Raw genomic sequence first — 20,148 nt, 5'->3', positions numbered from 1 at the left:
GTGAGCATCCGCGAGCGAAGCGAGCGGTTCACCGACGGAGCCGTCGAAGACGGCGGAGTCGGCTTTTTCCCTCCAGGTTTTTCGAGGAGCGGTTCCCGAAGCGAACGCAGTGAGCGAGGGCACCCGACGATGAAAAAGGTGGCTGAATTGGACGATTCGATGATACGTCGGCGATATCAGCCACGCTCGCGACGAACACGAGGAGAGCGGGCACGGCGGGATTTGAACCCGCGATCGAGGGGTTAGGAACCCCTCGCCCTATCCGCTAGGCCACGTGCCCGAGATGGAGAAGGGATGATCGAACGGGGATCGCGGGGAGAGGCGTCGGATACGCGTCAGTTACGCGCTCGATTCCTTCTCGGTCTCGGTTTCGGTCTCGAGGTCGTCGTCGGTCGTCGTCTCGGCGGTCGCCTCGGCGGGCGGCTCGGCCGTCGTGTCCGCGTCGAGGTCCCCCTCCTGCATCTTCTGTAGCTCCTCTTCGACCTCCTCGCGGCCCTTCTTGAACTCGCCCATCGCCTGCCCGGTCGAGCGTGCGAGCTTCGGGATCTTGTTCGCGCCGAACAACAGGACCAACACGAGCAGGATTATGAGGAGCTCCGGCCCCGCCGGAATGCCGCCGATCAGTGGAATCGCGCTTGTCATCTCTACCCGGTCGTAACCCTGTGTCGATTATAGTCTTTTTGCCTTCGGGGGGTGTCACGGACGCGTCGAGACGCCGGGGATCGTCCGGTATATACGCGCTCGGGACCTCGCGTCCGCATGGTCGACGCAGGCGACGACGCCCCCGACTTCTCCGCTTCGCTCGTGACCGACGACATCGAACCGTTCCGCCTCTCGGAGGCGATCGGCGACGGCCCGGTCGTCCTCGCGTTCTTCCCGGCCGCGTTCTCGAGCACCTGTACCGACGAGATGCGGACGATCCGCGACGAGTTCGACCGCTTTCCGGAGGCGTGTACCGTCCTCGGCGTCAGCACGGACCTCCCGCACGCGCTCGCGGCCTACCGCGAGGAGTACGGGCTGCCGTTCGGGCTCGTCGCCGACCCCGACCATCGCGCGATCGAGGCGTACGACGCGATCGCGGCCTTCGAGGGGTACGGCGTCGACGCCGTCGCCCGCCGATCGGTGTTCGTGATCGACACCGACGGAACCGTCACGTACCGATGGCTGGCCGACGGACACGGGCAGGAGCCCGACTACGCCGCGGTCGCCGACGCCGCGGCCGCCACGACGAACTGACGAGGCGGGCGCTCAGTCGGGATCGCGGAGCCCCTCGAGCGCCTCCGGGTTCTCCATCGAGGAGAGGTCGCCGGGGTCCTCGCCGCGGTGGACCGCGCCGATCGCCCGCCGGATGACCTTCCCCGACTGCGTCTTCGGGAAGGCGTCGACGAAGCGCACCTCGCGCGGCCGGAACGGCTTGCCGTGTTCCGCGCCGACCAGGTCCCGGAGCTCCTCGCGGAGGGCGTCGGTCGGCTCGACGCCGGGCTCGACGATGACGTAGGCGACGACGGCGGTCCCCGTCGTCTCGTCCGGGACGCCGATCGCGGCCGCCTGGTTGACCGCGTCGTGGTCGATCAACACGCCCTCTATCTCGGCCGGACCGACCTTCCGTCCGGCGACGTTGAGCGCGTCGTCGGCACGGCCGTGGAGGAACCAGAAGCCGTCCGCGTCCCGCTGGGCGAAGTCGCCGTGGTCCCAGAGGTCGGGCCACGTCGACCAGTACTCCTCGAGGTAGCGCTCGTCGCCCGACCAGAGGCTCTTGGTCATCGAGGGACACGAGTCGCGCGCGACGAGATAGCCGCGCTCGTCGGTCGCCGCGACCGACTCGCCCGTCTCGTCGACGACGTCAATGGCCATCCCCAGTCCGGGGCCGCCGAGCGTACACGGCTTCAGCGGCCGGTTCGGCATCGGCATCAGGAAACAGCCGCAGATCTCCGTGCCGCCCGAGATGTTGATGATCGGACACTCGCCGCCGCCGACTTCCTCGTGGAACCACGTCCACGACTCGGGGTCCCACGGCTCGCCGGTGGAGCCTAAGATTCGGAGACTCGAGAGGTCGTGGCCCTCGACCCACTCGTCCCCGTGTTTCCGCAGCGCCCGGATCGCCGTCGGCGAGACGCCGAACTGGGTGATCCCGTGGCGGTCGATCAGCTCCCAGTACCGGTCGGGCTCGGGGTGGTCGGGCGCGCCCTCGTACATGACCACCGTGCCGCCGAAGGCGTGGTTGCCGATCAGCGTCCACGGCCCCATCATCCAGCCGATGTCGGCGACCCAGAAGAACCGGTCCGCCGGCTTCCGATCGAAGCCGAAGTGGATCTCCTTGGCGCACTGAACGAGGACGCCGGCGTGGGTGTGGACGATCCCCTTCGGCGTCCCGGTCGTCCCGGACGAGTAGAGCAGCATCGACTCCGCGTTCGAGGGGAGCCGCTTCGTCCCGTACTCGGGCGACCGCGGCTCGATCGCGTCGCCCCACGTGACGTCCCGACCCGCCTGCCACGGGACCGGCTCGGCGCCCTCGCCGTCGGGCGTCGCGCCGAGCCGGTCGTAGACGACCACGTCCTCGACGTGGCCCGCGTCGTCGATCGCGGCGTCCGCCGTCGCCTTCAGTCGGACCTCGCTGCCGCGGCGGTGGAAGCCGTCGCCGGTGAACAGCACCGCCGGCTCGGCGTCGTCGATCCGGGTCGCGGTCGCCTCGCGCCCGAACCCCGAGAAGATCGGGACGGCGATCGCGCCGACCTTCAGGCAGCCGTAGAGGATCGAGACGACCTCCGGCACCATCGGCATGTACAGCCCGACCGTGTCGCCGGTCTCCACTCCGACCGACTCGAGGTAGTTGGCGACGCGGTTGCTCTCTCGGTGAAGCTCGTGGAAGGTGACCTCGCGCACGTCGCCCGGCTCGCCCTCCCAGATCAGCGCGACGCGGTTCCGGTTCGGCGAGTCGACGGCGGCGTGGCGGTCGACGACGTTGTGGGCGACGTTGATCTCGCCGCCGGGATACCACTCCGTGAACTGCGGGCCGTCCGCGTCGTCGCGGACCGCGTCGTAGTCGGTATAGAAGTCGACGTCGAGGTAGTCGACGACCTCGTCCCAGAACCAGTCGACGCCCGACTCGGGCTCCCGGTCGACGGACGAGGTGGTGCGCGCGATCAGTTCCTCGTAGTCGTCGATCCCGTACTCGCGCATGAACGCGGCGACGTTCGTCGCCTCCGCGAACGCGGGGTCGGGCTCGTGGACCACCTCGGATATCGCCTCGTACTCGTCCATCTCGACCGGCCGTTCCGCCGGAGATCGTAAGTAACTTTCCTGAAGGATCCGCGAGGCGACGGACCGCCGGTCGCGACGGCCGTGCGGCGCCCGGTTCAGTTCTCGGGGCGCTCCGCGTTCCCGTCGGCGTACGCCGTCTCGGGGACGATGTCCACGGAGGCGACCTCGTCGTCTGGCTCGAGGTCCATCACGATGACGCCCATGGTGTTCCGGCTCACCGTCGAGATCTCCTCGACGCGGGTTCGCATGATCTGTCCGTCGGCGCTCATCGCGATCAGGTGGTCGCCGTAGGTCACCGCCTCGATGGCGACGACGCTGCCGTTTCGATCCCCCGTCTTGATGTCGACGAGCCCCATCCCGTTCCGCGACTGCGGCCGGTACTCGTCGAGGTCCGAGCGTTTCCCGTAGCCGTTCTCGGTCACGGTCAACACCCAGTTGTGTCGCTCGGCGTCGACCGCCGCCACGCCGGCGACGCGGTCGCCCTCCCGGAGGTCGATCCCGATCACGCCGCGGGCGGTCCGTCCCATCGGCCGGACGTCGTCCTCGTCGAACCGGATCGCCATCCCGTCGCGGCTGCCGATGACGATGTGGGTCCCGCCGTCGGTCACCTCGACGTCGACGAGCTCGTCGCCGTCCTCCAGCCGGATCGCCCGGATCCCGGTCGACCGGATGTTGCCGAACTCGTCGACGGCGGTCCGCTTGATGTACCCGTCGCGGGTGACCATCGTGAGGAACTCGTCGTCGTCGAGGTCGTCGGTGTTCACGACCGCCTCGATCTCCTCGCCGTCGTCGAGGTCGAGGAGGTTCACGGCCGATTTTCCGCGGGCCGTCCGGGACATCTCCGGGATCTCGTACGTCTTCAGCCGGTAGATCTGCCCGTGGTTGGTGAACACGAGCAGGTAGTCGTGGGAGTTGGCGGCGAACACGGAGGAGACGCGGTCGCCCTGCTTGAGGTCCGCGCCGATGATCCCCTTCCCGCCCCGGTTCTGCGCCCGGAACGTCTCGAGGGGCATCCGCTTGATGTAGTCGTCCTCGCTCATGACGACGATACACTCCTCCTCGGGGATCAGGTCCTCGTGGGTGACCGACCCCGTGTCCTCGATGAAGCTCGTGCGCCGCTCGTCGCCGTACTCCGCTTTCATCTCCTCGAGCTCCTCGATTATCACCGAGTCGAGCTCGTCGGGGTCCGCGAGGATCGTCTCCAGCCGCTCGATCCGCGCGGTCACGTCCTCGTACTCCGCCTCGATCTCCTGGGTCTCCATCGAGGTCAGCGACCCGAGCTGCATCCGGACGATGTGTTCCGCCTGCGCCTCCGAGAAGTCGTAGTCCACCTCGAGCGCCGCCCTCGCGGCGTCGCGGTCTTCGGAGTCCTGTATCGTCTCGACCACGCTGTCGACGTTCTCGAGCGCCTTCAACCGACCCTCGAGGATGTGCGCGCGGTCCTCCCGCTCGTCGAGCTCGTGTTCGGAGCGGCGACGGACCACGTCCCGCCGGTGATCGACGTAGTGCTCGAGGGTCTCCTTGAGGTCCAGGACCTGCGGCGAGCCGTCGACCAACGCGAGGTTGATCACGCCGAAGGTCCGTTCGAGGTGGCTCTCCAGGAGCTGGTTCTTGACGACCTCCGCCATCGCGTCGCGCTTGAGCTCGACGACGACGCGGATCCCGTCGCGGTCGGACTCGTCGCGGAGGTCGCGGATCCCCTCGATGGCTCCCTCGTTGACGTCCTCGGCGATGCGCTCGACGAGCCGGGACTTGTTCTGCTGGAAGGGGAGCTCCGTGATCACGATCCGTCCCGCCTCCTCGTCGACCTCGAACTCGGCACGGACGCGGATCCGGCCGCGACCCGTCTTGTACGCCTTATGGACCGCGTTGCGCCCGACGATGTTCGCGCCGGTCGGGAAGTCCGGCCCCTTCACGTGTTCCATCAGGTCCTCGACGCTCGCGTCCGGGTCCTCGATGAGCTCGACCGTGGCGTCGACGACCTCGCCGAGGTTGTGCGGCGGGACGTTCGTCGACATCCCGACTGCGATGCCCGACGAGCCGTTGACGAGCAGGTGCGGCACCGCCGAGGGCAACACCGCCGGCTCCTCGAGACGGTCGTCGTAGTTGGCGGTGAAATCGACCGTGTCGCGCTCGATGTCGGCGAGCAGCTCCTCGGCGATGGGGGCCATCCGCGCCTCCGTGTACCGCATCGCCGCCGGCGGGTCGCCGTCGACGGAGCCGAAGTTCCCCTGGCCGTCGACCAGGGGGTACCGCATCGAGAAGTCCTGGGCCATCCGCGCGAGGGTGTCGTAGATGGCGCTGTCGCCGTGGGGGTGGTAGTCGCCCATCGTCTCGCCGACGATGGAGGAGGACTTGCGGTGTGCGGAGTTGCTCGTGACGCCCGCCTCGTGCATCGCGTAGAGGATGCGCCGGTGGACGGGTTTGAGCCCGTCGCGGACGTCCGGGAGCGCACGCCCCGCGATGACCGACATCGCGTAGTCGATGTACGACTGCTCCATCTCGTCCTCGATGCGCGCGTTCGTCACCTGCGCGGCGCGCACGTCGTTCGGGTCGACGTCGGGTACGTCCGAGCTCATATGTCCACCCACTCCGCCTCGGTCGCGTGCTCCTTGATGAACTGCTTTCGCGGCTCGACCGCGTCTCCCATCAGGACGTTGAACATCCGGTCGGCGGCGGCCGCGTCGTCGATCGTGATCCGCTTGAGGCGGCGGTTCGCGGGGTCCATGGTCGTGTCCCACAGCTGGTCGGGGTTCATCTCGCCGAGGCCCTTGAACCGCTGGACCTGCGTCGGGTTCCCGTCACACTCCTCCTCGACGATCCGGTCGCGTTCCGCCTCGGTCATCGCGTCGTACGTCTCGCCGCGGTAGCGGATCCGGTACAGCGGGGGCTGTGCCGCGTACACGTAGCCGGCCTCCAGAAGCGGCTTCATGTGACGGTACAGCAGGGTCAAAAGCAGGGTCCTGATGTGGGCCCCGTCGACGTCGGCGTCGGTCATGAGGATGATCTTGTTGTACCTGACGTCGTCGATGTCGAACTCCTCGCCGATCCCCGCCCCGATGGCGGTGATCAGCGCGCGGATCTCGTCGTTCTCGAGGATCCGGTCGAGCCGGTGTTTCTCGACGTTGAGGATCTTCCCCTTGAGCGGGAGGATCGCCTGGTTCTCGCGGTTCCGCCCCTGTTTCGCCGACCCGCCCGCGGAATCGCCCTCCACGACGAACAGCTCCGCCTCCGTGGGGTCGCGGGTCTGACAGTCGGCGAGCTTGCCGGGCAGCGCGGTCGACTCGAGCGCCGACTTCCGACGGGTCAGCTCCTCCGCCTTCTTCGCGGCCTTCCGCGCCCTGGCGGCCTCCGCGGCCTTGTGGACGATCTTGCGGGCGGTGTCGGGGTTCTCCTCGAGGAACGTGCCGAGCTTCTCGTGGGTCGCCGACTCGACGACGCCGCGGACCTCGCTGTTCCCGAGCTTGGTCTTCGTCTGCCCCTCGAACTGCGGGTCGGGGTGCTTGATCGAGATGACGGCGGTCAACCCCTCCCGGACGTCCTCGCCCTTGAGGTTGGCGTCGAGGTCGTCGACGAGCCCGTGTTCGTTGGCGTAGTCGTTGACGACGCGGGTGAGCGCCGTCTTGAACCCGGTGAGGTGCGTGCCGCCCTCGCGGGTGTTGATGTTGTTCGCGAACGCGTGGACGGAGCCCTGAAGCTCCTCGGTCGCCTGCATGGCGACCTCGACGTGGACGCCCTCGTCCTCGTCGGAGAAGTAGATCACGTCGTCGTGGATCGGCGTCCGCGTCTCGTTGAGGTAGCCGACGAACTCGCGGATCCCGCCGTCGTACCGGTACGTCTCGCTGTTCCCGTCGCGCTCGTCCGCCAGCGTGATCGCCACGCCGGAGTTGAGGAAGGCGAGTTCGCGGAGCCGGCTGGAGAGCGTCGAGAACTCGAAGTCGGTGGTCTCGAAGACGTCGTCGTCGGGCCAAAAGCGGATGTACGTCCCGGTGTCCTCCGCGGGATCCAGATCGCGGACGCGCTCGAACCCGTCCGGAGCGGGCTCGCCGCGCCGGAACTCGTGTCGGTAGACGCCGCCGTCGCGTTTCACCTCGACCTCCAGCCGCTCCGAGAGCGCGTTGACGACGCTGACGCCGACGCCGTGGAGGCCGCCCGAGACCTGGTAGGACTTCGAGTCGAACTTTCCGCCGGCGTGGAGGACGGTCATGATGACCTCGAGCGCCGGGCGGTCGTACTTCTCGTGAGTGTCGACGGGGATGCCGCGACCGTCGTCCCGGACGCTCACGGAGCCGTCCTCGTGGACGGTGACGTCGATCTCCGCACAGTACCCCGCGAGCGCCTCGTCGATGGCGTTGTCGACGACCTCGTAGACGAGATGGTGGAGCCCGCGTCCGTCCGTGGACCCGATGTACATCGCCGGACGCTTTCGGACGGCCTGAAGGCCCTCGAGGACCTGGATCTGGCCGGCTCCGTATTCGGTCTCCTCTGGCATAGAACTTGTCCGAAGTAGTCCGTGACGGGTTATAAACCCGACGCACGCGCGCGGGCGTACAAGACTAGGTATTGTTTTCGTGAATGGAAACGTGGCCGAGAACACGACGGAACGCGCAGCCTCGGCGACGCCGGGGCCGGTCGAACGGCCTCGATCACGCGAGGGGCGCCGCCGTGTGACTCGGGTTTATGCCCCGTCGTCCGGATCACCCGCCATGACCGACCTCCCGACCGTGATCGGGATCGCGGGGGCGACGGGACTCGTGACCGGGATCGGCGCGCTTCCGGTGTTCGTCCGCGCCCGAGTGAGCCACCGGACGTACGACGCGGCCCTCGGCCTCGCGGCCGGGCTGATGATCGCCGCCAGCGTGTTCGGACTGATCCTCCCCGGCACCGAGGAGGGCAGCCTCGAGGCGGTGTTGGCCGGGCTCCTCGTCGGCGGGTTCGGCCTCCTCGCCGGCAACCGACTCATCCCGCACCTTCACGCCCGGTATCGTGGGTGGCGCGCGGAGGGCGGCGCGACGCGGGCCGACGTCGCGGGAATGGCGGGAAGCGGGGAGGTCGGCGAGGACGACCTCGGGAGCGACGCCGGCCGGGTTGACGAGGTCGTCGAGGGCGGGGCGACCGCGACCGTGGACGCCACGCTCCGCCGGGCGCTGCTCGTCGGCGGGGCGATCACCCTCCACAACGCGCCCGAGGGCCTCGCGATCGGCGTCGCCTTCGCCTCCGGGCTCGAGGAGGTCGCCCTCGTGCTGGCGGTCGTGATCGGCCTCCAGAACGTCCCGGACGGCTTCGCCTTCGCGGTCCCGATGGCCGAGACGGGAGCGAGCAGCCTTCGAGTGTTGGCGTACACGGCGCTGTCGGGGACGGTCCCGCAAGTGCTCGCCGCGACGGTCGGCTTCTCGCTCGTGTCCCTCTCCACCGGGCTCTTCCCCGCCGCGGCCGGGTTCGCGGCGGGCGCGATGCTCGCGGTCGTCTTCCGCGAGATGATCCCCTCCTCGCACGGCCACGGCCACGCCGACGCCGCGACGGCCGCCTTCCTCGCCGGGTTCGTCCTCCTGGTCGTCGTCGACGCCGTGGTGGTCGCGTAGCGCCCGGAGCCTCACTCGCGGTCGACGCCGGTGAACTCGAACCGAGCGCCGCCCGCCGCGCCGTCCGTCACGGCGACCGACCAGCCGTGTGCCTCGACGATCTCGCGGACGATGGCGAGCCCGAACCCGGTCCCGGTCTCGGCGGTCGTGTGCCCGGAGTCGAAGACATCCTCGCGCGCTTCCTCCGGGATCCCCGGCCCGTCGTCCTCGACGTAGAACCCGCCGGGGAGGTCGCCGACGGTGACGGTGGTGGCCCCGTCATCGTCGCCGTCGTCCGGCTTCGCCCGGCTGCCCGTGGCCCCGTGTTCCACGTCGCCGCCGGCCTGGGACCGACTGCTAGTCGACCCGTGCTCGACGCTGTTCCGAAAGAGGTTGCCGAGCAGCTGCCGGAACCGAGCCGGATCGGCACGCACGGTCCCCGACGCCTCGTTCCGAAGCCGCAGGTCGCCCGTGGCGATCGCGTCCCAGCAGTCGACGACGAAGGCGTCGAGCTCGATCGGCTCCGTCTCGTCGATGCCCTGTCCCCGCTTCGCGAGCGACAGGATGTTCTCGATCAGGTCCGCCATGCGCTCGTGGGCGTTCGCCACCGACGCCAGGTGCGGGTCGTCCTCCGGCGCGTCGATCATCTCCAGGTGGCCGGTGGCGGCGTTCAGGGGGTTCCGCAGGTCGTGGCTCACGACCTCCGCGAACTCCTCGAGCTGGCGGTTCTTCCGCCGTAGCTCCTCCTCCGCGCGCTTGCGGTCGGTGATGTCGAGGTACGCGCCCAGCGCCTCGTCGCCGTCATCGCCCGAGAGATGCGTCGCGACGAGCAGGAACGTGCGTCGCTCGCCGCTCGCCGTCCGACGGACGACCTCCCGATGTACGCGCTTTCCCCGACGGATCCGCTCGTTTATCTCGCCGGCCCTCGCCGTGTCGTCCTCGTCGACGATGAACTCGTCGAGCGACGAGCCGATCAGCCGACCGGGGTCGAAGCCGAACCGCTCCCTGAACGCGCGGTTCGTCTGCTCGACGATCGGGTCGCCGCCGCTGAACTCGGAGAGCACGAGCGGCACCGGAACCGCGTCGAGGAGCTGCTCGAAGCGGTCGCGTTCCCGTTCCGCCCGCTCCCGAGAGGCGCGGAGTTCGGTGACGTCCTCGTTGACCGCGACGAACCGGACGATCTTCCCGTCCCCGTTCGCGATCGGCGAGATGGTCTGTTTCGCGACGTAGCGCTCGCCGTCACGCCGCTCGTTCACGATCTCGCCGGACCAGACCTCGCCGGAGAGGATCGTGTCCCAGAGCCGTTCGTAGAACTGCCCGTCGTGGACGCCCGATTGAAGGATGTTCGCGTTGCTTCCGACCGCCTCCTCGGCGCTGTATCCGGTCTGTTCCACGAACGCGTCGTTCACGTACTCGATCGTCCCGCCGGTGTCGGTCCAGTAGATCGAGTGTCCCGCGTTACGAACGACCTCACGGAACGTGCGCAGGTCGATCCCGTCGGGATCGGGTCCGTGGACGTCGCCGGCGTCGCCCCCCGTCACGCCGTCCGCGTCGGTCGATCCGTCCGGGGGGTGTGAGGGTCCCATCGTGCGATACGGGTGATGCGTCGGGCGGGGATAAAAACGTGAGGAACGGGTACGTCCCGCGGCCGCGGTCGGGCGGGCGGACCCGCCCGCGTGGAGGTCACTCGTTCCGCGGGCTGCTCGGGTGGTACTCGGTGTCGTACTGTCCGGGGTTCCCGTCGACGCGGTCGGGGTTGATCCGCCCGGCGAGCAGCATGAAGTCGAGGACGGTACAGTGGAGCATGGCCTCGACGACCGGCACGGCCCGCGGCGGGAGGACGGGGTCGTGTCGCCCGACGACCTGGATCTCCTTCTCCTCGCCCGTCTCCCAGTCGGCGGTGTGCTGTTCCTTCGGGATCGAGGTGGGCGCGTGCCACGTCGCCTCGCCGTAGATCGGCTCGCCGGTGGTGATCCCGCCCTGGAGCCCGCCGTGGTCGTTGCCGACCGGCACCGGGTCGCCCGCCTCGCTCTCGACGTGGTCGAACGACTCGCCGTCGTCAAACGTCCAGTCCTCGTTGCGGTCGCTGCCCGAGACGCCGACCGCCTCCCGCCCGAGGCCGAACTCGACCGCGGTGGTCGCCGGGATGGAGAACATCGCCCGCCCCAGGCGGCTCGGGAAGCCGTCGAAGCGCGGCGCGCCGAGCCCGCGCGGGACGCCGCGACACTCGAAGTAGATGGAGCCGCCGATGGAGTCGCCGCGCTCCTGGTACTCCTCGATCAGCTCCTGCATCTCCGCGGCCGCCTCGGGGTCCGCACACCGCACGTCGTTCTCCTCGCTGTGTTCGAGCAGCTGCTCGAAGCTCACGTCGTCGGCCTCGACGTCGCCGATGCGGTTGACGTGTGCCTTGATCGTCACGTCGTGCTCGGAGGCGTCGAGCACCTGTTCCGCGACCGCGCCCGCGGCCACCCAGTTCACCGTCTCGCGCGCGGAGGAGCGCCCGCCGCCGCCCCAGTTGCGCGTGCCGAACTTCGCGGAGTAGGTGTAGTCGCCGTGGGAGGGACGGGGCGCGGTGACGTACGGTTCGTACTTGCCCGAGCGCGCGTCCTTGTTCTGGATGGTCATCCCGATCGGGGTGCCGGTCGTGTAGCCGTCCTGGACGCCGGAGTTGACGACGACCTCGTCCGGTTCGCCCCGCGAGGTGGTGATCATCGACTGCCCCGGCTTGCGCCGGTCGAGCTGTGCCTGGATCGCGTCCTCGTCGAGTTCGACGCCCGCGGGCACGCCCGAGACGGTCACGCCCATCGCGTCGCCGTGGCTCTCGCCGTAGGTGGTCACCTGGAAGAGGCGACCGAACCGGTTCCCGTTCATACCCGCACGTGTGGCCGGGGGCATATAGGGGTTGCAATCCGCGAGCGGGGTCGCGACGGGTCGGCCCGCCGAACCGACGGCGGTTTACCGAGCGCCCCCGTGGGTCGTGGCATGCGCGACCGGCTCACCTCGGACATCGGCGTCTACGCGCTCTCCGGACTCTTCTCGTTTCTCGTGTTCCTCGTCGCGCTCGCCGTCCTCTCCCGGACGCTTCCCGGCGGGCTCGACGCACGGCGCACCGCCGGACTCGTCGTCGGCTATCTGCTCTTCCTGTCGGCGTACACCGCGGCGTGGTACATCTACACCGAGATCGACGCCCGCGAAAACGCGTGATCGCCACGCTTTATTAACCGCCACGAGTACCGGCGACATGGACCAGTTGCGGCAGTCGCTCCTCGACGCGCCGATCATCGAGAAAGGCGAGTACCAGTACTTCGTCCACCCGATCAGCGACGGCGTCCCGATGCTGAAACCGGAGCTCCTCCGGGAGATCGTCATCCGGATCATCCGGAAGGCGGAGCTGGAGAACGTCGACAAGATCGTCACCCCCGCCGCGATGGGGATCCACATCTCGACCGCGCTCTCCCTGATGACCGACATCCCGCTCGTCGTCATTCGCAAGCGCCAGTACGGTCTCGACGGCGAGGTCCCGCTGTTCCAGGAGACGGGCTACTCCGAGTCGGAGATGTACATCAACGACGTCGAGGAGGGCGACCGCGTCCTCGTGCTCGACGACGTGCTCTCGACGGGCGGCACGATGAAGGCGATCCTCGACGCGCTCACCGACGAGGTCGGCGCGGAGGTCGTCGACGTCGTCGCCGTGATCAAGAAGGCCGGCGAGAACGAGCTCGACGAGACCGACTACGACGTCAAGACGCTGATCAACGTCACGGTCGAGGACGGCGAGGTCGTGATCGTCGACGCGCAGGGCGACGAGTAGTCCTCGCGAATCGACCGGGTTCTCGACGACGTTCCGCCCGACCGCCGCGGCCGCGGGGCCGCCGGTTCCGTCTCAGTCCAGCCGGTCGAGCACGAACCGCGTCGCCGGCGGCACGGCGCGGGCGTAGAGGTCGACGAAGGCCAGGTCGCCCTGAGCGCGAACCGGATCGGCGTGCCCTTCGTCGATCCGGTCGACGACGTACGCGTGCGTTCCGAACGCGGGCTCTGCGATCCGCGCCGCGAGCCGCGGATCGTCGGCCGCGGCGACCCCGGCGAGCGACTCGCGGGCGCGGTCGGCCGCCCGCCCGACGGACTCGGCCGTCACGCGATCGCGGTAGGCGCCGTCTCGAACTCCCTCGACCGCCGTCGAGAGCGTCTCGATCGCGGCGAGGGCCCGCCCGGCCCCGACGGCGGCCGTCGCGACGGCCCCGTCGTCGACGCGTTCCTCGACGTCCTCGCTCAGCCGTTCGGCGCGTCGGCTGGCCTCCACGAGGAGCCGGCGGGCGGGCGTCCCGCGGAGGTCCTCGTCGACGGGGGGATCGTCGCGCTCGAGGAACCGCCCGACCGTCGTGCGCTCGCGATCGACCGCGAGCCGCAGCCGCCGGGCGGACGCGATCAGCGACGACCACCACGAGTCCGTCCCGTCGCGCCGGGCCCGGTACGTCTCCAGCAGGCCGGTCGCGTCGTCGAGCGTCGCGCGGGCGCCCTCGATCCAGCCGACGGCCTCGCCGGCGCGGAACGGCCTCGCAACCGGATCGGCCGGGTACGTCCGAACGGGGCGAACGCGACGGCGACACGTCGCCACGAGGTCCTCGACCGGCGCGTGAACGAGGGTCGCCTCCAGCGGGGAGCGGGCGCGATACTCGTGGGCGGCCACGAACGACGCCAGGTCCTCGCGCGCCGCGCGTCGGCGCCCGCGAACCGCCTCCGAGTCGTCCTCGCCGGTCGCCGCCCGGTGCGCGCCGCGGACGGTCGCCGCGTCGCTCCGGATCGCGCGCCACCCCGCGAGCCGGTCAGTCGGCCAGGGGCGGTCGCTCCCGTTCTCGATCCGGTCCGCGGCGCGTTCGCGCTCGTTCCGGAGCTCCCGCTCGACGGCGGCGTTCGGCAGGGACGGGTCCGCCGGAACCGCGCCGAGCAGCTCGCGAGCGCGGGTCCCGTGGGCCGCCGCGAGCGACTCGGGAACCGCGACCGGGAACGGGGAGGGAGATCGCTCGACCGGCTCGACCGCGTCCGGCGCGAGGGCGACGTCGGCTCTGTCGGTCCCGTCGTCGCGCCACGGGACGACTCCGGTACAGCCGGCGAGGGCGGCGGCGCCGGCGCCGCCGATCCCGGCGAGCAGCGACCGACGCGAGGTCACGCGTCCTCACCCCCCGGTGCGGGGTCGAGGTCGGGGTCGAACGGCTCGTTCCGGGGGATCGGCCGGCAGGAGCCGGACATGCCGCGGCCGCTTCCGCCGGATCGGTCCGCCGCCACGGGCAGCCGGATCGCGAACCCGACGGTGTGGATCCGGCCCGTCTCGCACGCGACGTCCGCCGGGCGGTAGCGCCGACAGAAGCGTGCGTGCGGGTGGAGGTCGCCGCCCTCGAGCTCGTCCCGTTCGACGGAGACCGACCGGAGCCGGACCGTGTAACACTCCTCCATCGGCATCGAGAGGAGGTACACCGACGCGGTCTCGAACTCCGTCCCGGCGACGAACTCGCGAAGCGCCCGTGCCTCGGGCGTGTCCTCGAACGCGAGGTCCGCGAGGGCGTCCGTCGAGGTCAGAACGCGCCGGCCGCCGCGATAGCGCCGGGTTTCGGTCTCGCGGCCGCCGCCTTCGTTTCCGCCGTCGTCTTCGTTTCCGCCGTCGTCGACGTCGCTCCGTCGACCGTCCTCCCGGACGAAGAGCGGGGTGCCGGACTCGTCGCGAACGGATCGGACCTCGTAGTCACGGATCCGGTCCTCCGTCGGTGCCGGGACGGACGCCGAGTGCTCGCTGGAACCGGCACAGCCGGCCAACGCCGCGATCCCGGACGCCGCCGCGAGGAGGGCTCGTCTGCGGGTCGTGCGGGGCATCGGCGGCGGTTCGCCGAGGGGCGGGATACGTCTTGTGGACCGGCGCGTCGCGGACGGATCGGCCGAGCCCGTCGCCGGATCGCCCCCGGTCGCTGCCGGCCACGGTCTCCTTTTCCCTCGTGCGCCCGAACGACCGAGCGGACATGACAAGCGCGCTGTTCGTCGTGAGCGAGGAGGGGTACTGGGCGGAGGAGTGTATCGAGCCGCTGACGACGCTCGAGTCGGCGGGCGTCGACGTGACGGTCGCGACGCCCTCGGGCTCGCCGCCGGTCGTCGACGAGCGCTCGTTGGAGCCGGACGCGGCGGGCGGCGAGGAGGTCGCCGCGGAGTACCGCGAGGTCGACGAGAGCCATCCGAGGCTCAACGACCCGGCGCCGCTCGCGACGGTCGCGGCCACGGACCACGACGCGGTCGTGTTCCCCGGCGGCCACGGCACCGTCTGGGACGTGAACCAGGACCGGCACGCGCGCCAGCTGCTGCTCGAGGCGGTCGGCGGCGGCGAGGGCGTCGCGCTCGTGGTGTGTCACGCCGTCGGGATCCTCGGGTTCACCCGCGAGGCCGACGGGACGGCCCTCGTCGAGGGACGCGCCGTGACGGGCTTCCCGAACGAGTGGGAGGAGGGGATCGTCGACGACGCGGACGTGCTTCCCGACGGCCGAAAGCTCCCGTACTGGGTCGAAGACGAGGTCCGGATGGCCGGCGCGGAGTGGGACGCGGAGCTCGACGCCGACGAGAGCGTGACCGAGGACGGCGACCTGATCACCGCCCGCGGGCCGGGGTCGTCGTCGGCCGCCGCGGCGGCGCTGCTCGAGCGGCTGTGAGTCGGGAGCCGGCTACCGGAGGGTCGGCTACCGGATCACGAACGCGGGCTCGTCGATCCGCTCGCAGTTACACTCGGGGCACCGCGAGGGCGCGTTGAGCGGGTCGTCGAAGCCGTCGAAGCCGCAGTCCCGACACGTCGGCGGCGAGACGAGGAACGACTCATCCGCGTCGTCGTTGCCGATCGATCGGGAGACGTGTTCGAGGTGCTCGTAGACGGTCGGCGTCGGCAACGAGAGCTCGGCCGCGAGATCGCTCGCGGTGGCCGGCTCCGCCCGGAGGCGGGCCGCGATCCGCTGTCGGGTCGTCTCCATACCGCCCGCTGGCGGGGACGAGGTAAAACGCCGACGGAGCCTCGACGCGTTGACGGAGGCACAAGAAGTATGTCGCTCGCCCGCAGGGGTACGTGTATGAAAGCAGTGGTACTTGCCGGCGGATACGCGACGAGGCTCTGGCCGATAACCAAGGACCGACCCAAGATGTTCCTCCCCGTGGGCGAGCGGACGGTCATCGACGAGATCTTCGCCGACCTCGAGGCCGACGACCGGGTCGACGAGGTGTTCGTCTCGACCAACGAGCGCTTCGCCGACACGTTCTCCGAGTACCTCGACGGGAGCGAGTTCGAGAAGCCCACCCTGTCGATCGAGGAGACCGTCGAGGAGGACGAGAAGTTCGGCGTCGTCGGCGCGTTGGCCCAGCTCGTCGACCGCGAGGGCGTCGACGACGACCTGCTCGTCGTCGCCGGCGACAACCTGATCAGCTTCGATCTGGCCGAGTTCACCGACTTCTTCGAGGAGAAGGGGACGCCGACGCTGGCCGCCTACGACGTGGGGTCGCTCGAGCGCGCCAAGTCGTACGGCCTCGTCGACCTCGACGGCGACCGGGTCGTCGACTTCCAGGAGAAGCCCGAGGACCCCAAGAGCACGCTCGTCTCCATCGCGTGTTACGCGTTCCCCGCGGAGACGCTGCCCGACCTCTCGACGTACCTCGAGAACGACAACAACCCCGACGAGCCCGGCTGGTTCCTCCAGTGGCTCCAGTCACGGCAGCCCGTCCACGCGTTCACCTTCGACGGCGCGTGGTACGACATCGGCACCGCCGAGAGCTACCTCGACACGGTCGAGTACGCCCTCGACGGCGGCAGCCTCGTCGCCGACGGCGCGACCGTCGAGGACTCGGAGATCGGCGACGTCGTCCACGTGATGGACGGCGCGAAGGTCGCGGACAGCACGCTCGAGCGCGCGGTCGTCTTCCCCGAGGCGACGATCGCGGACAGCGACGTGAAGAACACCGTCGTCGACGAGCACGCCGTCCTCGAGGAGGTCGAGCTCACCGGGTCGCTGATCGGCGCGTACACCTCGATCACGAGCGGCGAGGAGTTCTAGCGGGCGTTCGGTCGGGCGACTCAGCCCGCCTCCTCGCGAGCTGCGTCGGCGTCGCGGTCGTCATCGGCGTCCGCCCCGTGGTCGATGTCGAGGCCCGCATCGGAAGCGGTATCGGCGGAGCCGCGGTCCGCCGCGTCGCCCGTGCCCGCCTCCGCGTGCGTGTGGTGAAAACAGTCGAGGGCGGGATCGCCGTCGGTCGTCGCCGGGTGGAAACACACCCGCCGGTAGCGTGCGTTGTCGAGCAGGTTGACCGCGAAGCCGCCCGTGTGCCGCGACACCGACTCGTAGGGGTCGCCACAGGCGGGACAGGCCGCCGGCGTATCGTCGGGGACGTACACGCGTGTCACCGGGCGCCGGTACGGCCCGCGGCGACTAAACGGGTTCGGCGCCCGGCGGGCGGGAGGGGCGACCGCGGGCGTCCCTCACGCCGACGGTTCCGGATCGTCGGCGGGATCCTCGGCGTCCGCGCCCGCTCCGGCGTCGGTCGGATCGCCGTCTGCCCCGTCGTCGTCGCGGTCGGCGGCGTCGCCGTCGTCCGCGCCGTCACGGTCGTCCGCGGACCCCTCCGGCGGCGGTTCGTTGTCCCCCGGCACCGACTCCGCCGGGTCGAGATCCGTCGGATCGAGGTCCGCCGGTTCGGGGTCGGCCGGTTCGAAGCCGGCGCTTCCGAACTCGTCGCGCGGGTCGTGACCCGTCTCGCGGAGCCGTTCCCTCACGGCGTCGCGGTCGATCGTCCCGGAGACGGTCCGTGGGAGCTCGTCGGTGTACGCGACGGTCTTCGGGATCTTGAAGCCGGCGAGCCGGTCCCTGGCGAACTCGAGGAGCGCGTCGTCGAGGCGGCCCTCGTTCCCCGGATCGCCGTGTCCGCTCCCTGGATCGGCCTCCTCGGCGATCGGGGAACCGGGGTCCGTTCCGGGCGGGGAGTCGGCGCCGGCGTCGTCCCTATCGCCAGTCTCGGTGCCGACGTCGTCCTCGTCCCCGGCGTCGCCGTCGTCGGGTCCGGTCGGTGCGTGTTCGGCGGTCGCGTCGGCCGCGCCGGTCGCGTCGGCCGCACCGTCCGCGGCGGGTGCGTCCCGGTCATCCTCCGGACTCGCGTCCCCTCGGTCCGCATCCCCCCGGTTCGCGGCGGGCCGGTCCCCGACCGCGACGAGCGCCGCGACGCGTTCCCCCCACTCGTCGTCCGCGAGGCCGACGACGGCGACGTCGTCGACCGCGGGATGGCCCCGCAGCACGTCCGAGACCTCGCCCGGCTCGACGTTCTCGCCGCCGGAGATGATCCGGTCGTCGAGCCGGTTGAAGACGTAGAGGTAGCCCTCCTCGTCGAGACTCCCGACGTCGCCGGTGTGGAGGCCGTGCGGGCCGAACGCCGATCCCGTCGCGTCGGGACCCAGGTAGCCCGGCGTTATGGTCGGACCGTCGACGACGATCTCGCCGGTCTCGCCGGCCTCGACCGGGTCGCCGTCCTCGCCGACGACGACCACGTCGGTGCCGAAGATCGGACGACCGACCGTCTCCGGCCGGTCGCGGGTCGCGCTCGGCGTGGCGGTCGTCACCTGTGAGGCGGCCTCCGTCATGCCGTAGGTCGGGTACACCGGGATCGAGTAGTCCCGACAGCGCTCGATCAGTTCCTCGGGGGCCGGCGCGCCGCCGAGGAGGACGACCCGAAGCGTGTCCGCGAGCGTCCCCCGACGGTCGAGCATACGCTCGAGCATCGTCGGGACGAGCGAGACGCCGGTCACGTCGTACCGGTCGATGTCGTCGGCGGTCCCGCCGGGGTCGAACCCCTCCCGGAGCACGAGCGTCATCCCGTAGAGCACCGCCCGGTACACCGGCGCGAGCCCGCCCATGTGGTGGAGCGCGAGCGAGACGAGCCAGCGGTCCTCCGGGTCGACGCCGAGCCGGAACGCGGAGGCGACCGCCGAGGAGTAGAGGTTGCCCGCGGTGAGCGGGACCGGCTTCGGCGCGCCGGTCGTCCCCGAGGTGAAGAGGATACAGAGCGTGTCCTCGAACGCCCACTCGGCGGGATCGACCGGGTCGGGGTCGACGTCGTGGACGGCGGTGACCGTCGCGTCGGTCGGCTCGTCGACGGAGAGCACCGGGACCTCCTCGACGGCGGCGAGCGCGTCCGACTCGGTCGACTCCGCACAGACCACCGCGTCGAGGTCGGCGCGCTCGACGCGCTCGCCCAGCTCCCGCGGGGTGAGCCCCTCGCCCAGCGGAACGAAGGTCGCGCCGACGCGCATCGTCGCGTGGACGAGCCCGACCGTCCCGACGTACGGCGGCGTGAGCACGCCGATCCGGTCGTCCTCGGAGATCCCGTGTGCGACGAGTCGACCCGCGGTCTCCGAGACGAGCCGGTCGAGGTCGGCGTACGTCCACGTCTCCCCGTCCTCCGCACGGATCAGTCCGGGCGCGTCCGGGGAGGAGGCGACCCGGTGTGAGAGCCAGTCGCGCATGGTCAGGCGGCCGGAAGCCGGGGGCGTAACTCACTCATCGTCGTGGCTCACTCATCGTCGGGCTGTCGGACGGTCAGGACGGGCACGTCCGCGGTCCGGACCACCCGTTCGGTCACGCTCCCGAGCAGGTACCGGTCGAGCCCCTTTCGTCCGTGCGTTCCCATCACGATCATGTCGATCCCGTGGTCGTCGACGTACTCGCGGATCGAGCGGTAGGCGGTCCCCGACGCCACCGTCGTGGTCGTCTCGACGCCCGCCTCCGCCGCGGCGTCCGCGACCCGCTCCGTCGCCTCCTCGCCCTCCGACTGGAGCGCGTCGATGACGATCTCGGAGCCGGCCTCGAGCGTCGAGTAGGCGGAGCCGTCGACGACGTACAGCGCGTGGAGTCGAGCCCCGTACCGGTCCGCGAGGTCGATCGCGTGTTCGATCGCGGCGTCGGAGGCGGGGCTCCCGTCGGTCGGCACCAGAATGTCGTCGTACATCTCGTCGGGCGATACGCCGGGTGTCGATTAAAAACCCGATCCTCCCGTCGCGTCCGAACCACGGGCGACCGCGAGCTACCGGAAACCCATCGCCTCGATCTGCTCTTGATACCGGTTGCGGATGGTGACCTCGGTGACCTGAGCGACGTCTGCGACCTCGCGTTGGGTCTTCTTCTCGTTACACAGAAGCGACGCGGCGTAGATGGCGGCGGCGGCGTAGCCGGTCGGCGACTTCCCGGACAACAGGCCCTGCTCGGCGGTGGTCTCGATGATCTCGTTGGCCTTCGACTGGACCTCCTCGCTGAGACCGAGCTCGGAG

General features: G+C 70.3%; 17 protein-coding genes, 1 tRNA gene and 2 pseudogenes. 6 read left to right on the top strand and 14 right to left on the bottom strand.

Features of this window, described 5'->3' with window-relative positions:
* Positions 1–207: 207 nt before the first annotated feature.
* Both DJ70_RS06920 and DJ70_RS06915 read right to left on the bottom strand, forming a co-directional pair.
* Positions 208–280, bottom strand: a tRNA-Arg gene (locus DJ70_RS06920).
* A 59-nt stretch (positions 281–339) separates the two neighbouring features.
* A complete protein-coding gene (locus DJ70_RS06915; RefSeq protein WP_094531389.1) occupies positions 340–642 on the bottom strand; it encodes a Sec-independent protein translocase subunit TatA/TatB in 303 nt (100 codons plus the stop codon).
* 117 nt (positions 643–759) lie between these two features.
* Here DJ70_RS06915 and DJ70_RS06910 point away from each other — a divergent pair, with 117 nt between their 5' ends.
* Positions 760–1,236: a redoxin domain-containing protein gene (locus DJ70_RS06910; RefSeq protein ID WP_094531387.1), complete on the top strand. Its 477-nt coding sequence runs from the start codon at positions 760–762 to the stop codon at positions 1,234–1,236.
* Positions 1,237–1,248: 12 nt separating this feature from the next.
* On the opposite strand, the gene DJ70_RS06905 is transcribed toward DJ70_RS06910, so the two are convergent.
* From DJ70_RS06905 to gyrB, 3 genes are all read right to left on the bottom strand, one after another.
* Positions 1,249–3,261 carry an AMP-binding protein gene (locus DJ70_RS06905; protein WP_094531385.1) on the bottom strand — a complete coding sequence of 671 codons (2,013 nt, stop codon included), beginning with the start codon at positions 3,259–3,261 and terminating at the stop codon, positions 1,249–1,251.
* A gap of 95 nt (positions 3,262–3,356) precedes the next feature.
* A complete protein-coding gene (gene gyrA, locus DJ70_RS06900) occupies positions 3,357–5,840 on the bottom strand; it encodes a DNA gyrase subunit A (RefSeq protein ID WP_094531383.1) in 2,484 nt (827 codons plus the stop codon).
* Positions 5,837–7,753: a DNA topoisomerase (ATP-hydrolyzing) subunit B gene (gene gyrB, locus DJ70_RS06895; RefSeq protein ID WP_094531382.1), complete on the bottom strand. Its 1,917-nt coding sequence runs from the start codon at positions 7,751–7,753 to the stop codon at positions 5,837–5,839. Before gyrB ends, gyrA begins: the two co-directional genes overlap by 4 nt.
* Positions 7,754–7,967: 214 nt before the next feature.
* On the opposite strand from gyrB, the gene DJ70_RS06890 reads away from it, so the two are divergent.
* Positions 7,968–8,843, top strand: a complete 876-nt coding sequence (locus DJ70_RS06890) for a ZIP family metal transporter (protein WP_094531380.1) — start codon at positions 7,968–7,970, stop codon at positions 8,841–8,843.
* A gap of 11 nt (positions 8,844–8,854) precedes the next feature.
* On the opposite strand, the gene DJ70_RS06885 is transcribed toward DJ70_RS06890, so the two are convergent.
* Both DJ70_RS06885 and aroC read right to left on the bottom strand, forming a co-directional pair.
* A complete protein-coding gene (locus DJ70_RS06885; protein WP_094531378.1) occupies positions 8,855–10,408 on the bottom strand; it encodes a PAS domain-containing sensor histidine kinase in 1,554 nt (517 codons plus the stop codon).
* A 97-nt stretch (positions 10,409–10,505) separates the two neighbouring features.
* On the bottom strand, positions 10,506–11,693 hold the full coding sequence (gene aroC, locus DJ70_RS06880) for a chorismate synthase (RefSeq protein WP_094531376.1): 1,188 nt from the start codon (positions 11,691–11,693) through the stop codon (positions 10,506–10,508).
* A 111-nt stretch (positions 11,694–11,804) separates the two neighbouring features.
* On the opposite strand from aroC, the gene DJ70_RS06875 reads away from it, so the two are divergent.
* Positions 11,805–12,026, top strand: a complete 222-nt coding sequence (locus DJ70_RS06875) for a hypothetical protein (RefSeq protein WP_094531374.1) — start codon at positions 11,805–11,807, stop codon at positions 12,024–12,026.
* A 37-nt stretch (positions 12,027–12,063) separates the two neighbouring features.
* On the top strand, positions 12,064–12,633 hold the full coding sequence (hpt, locus tag DJ70_RS06870; RefSeq protein ID WP_094531372.1) for a hypoxanthine/guanine phosphoribosyltransferase: 570 nt from the start codon (positions 12,064–12,066) through the stop codon (positions 12,631–12,633).
* 72 nt (positions 12,634–12,705) lie between these two features.
* Here the strand turns inward: hpt and DJ70_RS06865 are convergent, their stop codons facing one another.
* A complete protein-coding gene (locus tag DJ70_RS06865; protein ID WP_094531371.1) occupies positions 12,706–13,989 on the bottom strand; it encodes a hypothetical protein in 1,284 nt (427 codons plus the stop codon).
* Positions 13,986–14,687, bottom strand: a complete 702-nt coding sequence (locus DJ70_RS06860; RefSeq protein ID WP_094531369.1) for a hypothetical protein — start codon at positions 14,685–14,687, stop codon at positions 13,986–13,988. Before DJ70_RS06860 ends, DJ70_RS06865 begins: the two co-directional genes overlap by 4 nt.
* A 143-nt stretch (positions 14,688–14,830) precedes the next feature.
* Between DJ70_RS06860 and DJ70_RS06855 the strand changes: the two genes are divergently transcribed.
* Positions 14,831–15,508, top strand: a complete 678-nt coding sequence (locus DJ70_RS06855; RefSeq protein ID WP_094531367.1) for a DJ-1/PfpI family protein — start codon at positions 14,831–14,833, stop codon at positions 15,506–15,508.
* 27 nt (positions 15,509–15,535) lie between these two features.
* Here the strand turns inward: DJ70_RS06855 and DJ70_RS06850 are convergent, their stop codons facing one another.
* Complete coding sequence (locus tag DJ70_RS06850; RefSeq protein ID WP_094531365.1) at positions 15,536–15,820, bottom strand: transcriptional regulator; 285 nt, start codon at positions 15,818–15,820, stop codon at positions 15,536–15,538.
* Positions 15,821–15,916: 96 nt separating this feature from the next.
* Here DJ70_RS06850 and DJ70_RS06845 point away from each other — a divergent pair, with 96 nt between their 5' ends.
* Entirely contained in the window at positions 15,917–16,891 is a 975-nt protein-coding gene (locus DJ70_RS06845; protein ID WP_094531363.1) for a sugar phosphate nucleotidyltransferase, read from the top strand.
* Between the two features lie 140 nt (positions 16,892–17,031).
* Here DJ70_RS06845 and DJ70_RS06840 read toward each other — a convergent pair.
* From DJ70_RS06840 to DJ70_RS06825, 4 genes and pseudogenes are all read right to left on the bottom strand, one after another.
* Positions 17,032–17,229: pseudogene (locus tag DJ70_RS06840) on the bottom strand (hypothetical protein); the annotation flags it as partial.
* An 84-nt stretch (positions 17,230–17,313) separates the two neighbouring features.
* On the bottom strand, positions 17,314–19,347 hold the full coding sequence (gene menE / locus DJ70_RS06835) for an o-succinylbenzoate--CoA ligase (protein ID WP_094531361.1): 2,034 nt from the start codon (positions 19,345–19,347) through the stop codon (positions 17,314–17,316).
* A gap of 47 nt (positions 19,348–19,394) precedes the next feature.
* A complete protein-coding gene (locus DJ70_RS06830) occupies positions 19,395–19,829 on the bottom strand; it encodes a universal stress protein (protein ID WP_094531359.1) in 435 nt (144 codons plus the stop codon).
* Positions 19,830–19,904: 75 nt separating this feature from the next.
* A pseudogene (locus DJ70_RS06825) lies at positions 19,905–20,148 on the bottom strand (transcription initiation factor IIB); the annotation flags it as partial.

The organism is Halorubrum halodurans (genome assembly GCF_002252985.1).
GTDB classification, from domain to species: domain Archaea; phylum Halobacteriota; class Halobacteria; order Halobacteriales; family Haloferacaceae; genus Halorubrum; species Halorubrum halodurans.
Note: the sequence above shows the minus strand (reverse complement) of the source record. Positions and strands in the feature narration are given on the sequence as shown.

Coding starts and splice junctions, on each gene's coding strand:
- DJ70_RS06845 (WP_094531363.1), top strand. CDS start 15,917: ATGAAAGCAGTGGTACTTGCCGGCGGATACGCGACGAGGCTCTGGCCG.
- menE (WP_094531361.1), bottom strand. CDS start 19,347: ATGCGCGACTGGCTCTCACACCGGGTCGCCTCCTCCCCGGACGCGCCC.
- DJ70_RS06860 (WP_094531369.1), bottom strand. CDS start 14,687: ATGCCCCGCACGACCCGCAGACGAGCCCTCCTCGCGGCGGCGTCCGGG.
- DJ70_RS06850 (WP_094531365.1), bottom strand. CDS start 15,820: ATGGAGACGACCCGACAGCGGATCGCGGCCCGCCTCCGGGCGGAGCCG.
- DJ70_RS06915 (WP_094531389.1), bottom strand. CDS start 642: ATGACAAGCGCGATTCCACTGATCGGCGGCATTCCGGCGGGGCCGGAG.
- DJ70_RS06910 (WP_094531387.1), top strand. CDS start 760: ATGGTCGACGCAGGCGACGACGCCCCCGACTTCTCCGCTTCGCTCGTG.
- aroC (WP_094531376.1), bottom strand. CDS start 11,693: ATGAACGGGAACCGGTTCGGTCGCCTCTTCCAGGTGACCACCTACGGC.
- DJ70_RS06875 (WP_094531374.1), top strand. CDS start 11,805: ATGCGCGACCGGCTCACCTCGGACATCGGCGTCTACGCGCTCTCCGGA.
- DJ70_RS06885 (WP_094531378.1), bottom strand. CDS start 10,408: ATGGGACCCTCACACCCCCCGGACGGATCGACCGACGCGGACGGCGTG.
- DJ70_RS06905 (WP_094531385.1), bottom strand. CDS start 3,261: ATGGACGAGTACGAGGCGATATCCGAGGTGGTCCACGAGCCCGACCCC.
- gyrB (WP_094531382.1), bottom strand. CDS start 7,753: ATGCCAGAGGAGACCGAATACGGAGCCGGCCAGATCCAGGTCCTCGAG.
- DJ70_RS06890 (WP_094531380.1), top strand. CDS start 7,968: ATGACCGACCTCCCGACCGTGATCGGGATCGCGGGGGCGACGGGACTC.
- DJ70_RS06830 (WP_094531359.1), bottom strand. CDS start 19,829: ATGTACGACGACATTCTGGTGCCGACCGACGGGAGCCCCGCCTCCGAC.
- gyrA (WP_094531383.1), bottom strand. CDS start 5,840: ATGAGCTCGGACGTACCCGACGTCGACCCGAACGACGTGCGCGCCGCG.
- DJ70_RS06855 (WP_094531367.1), top strand. CDS start 14,831: ATGACAAGCGCGCTGTTCGTCGTGAGCGAGGAGGGGTACTGGGCGGAG.
- hpt (WP_094531372.1), top strand. CDS start 12,064: ATGGACCAGTTGCGGCAGTCGCTCCTCGACGCGCCGATCATCGAGAAA.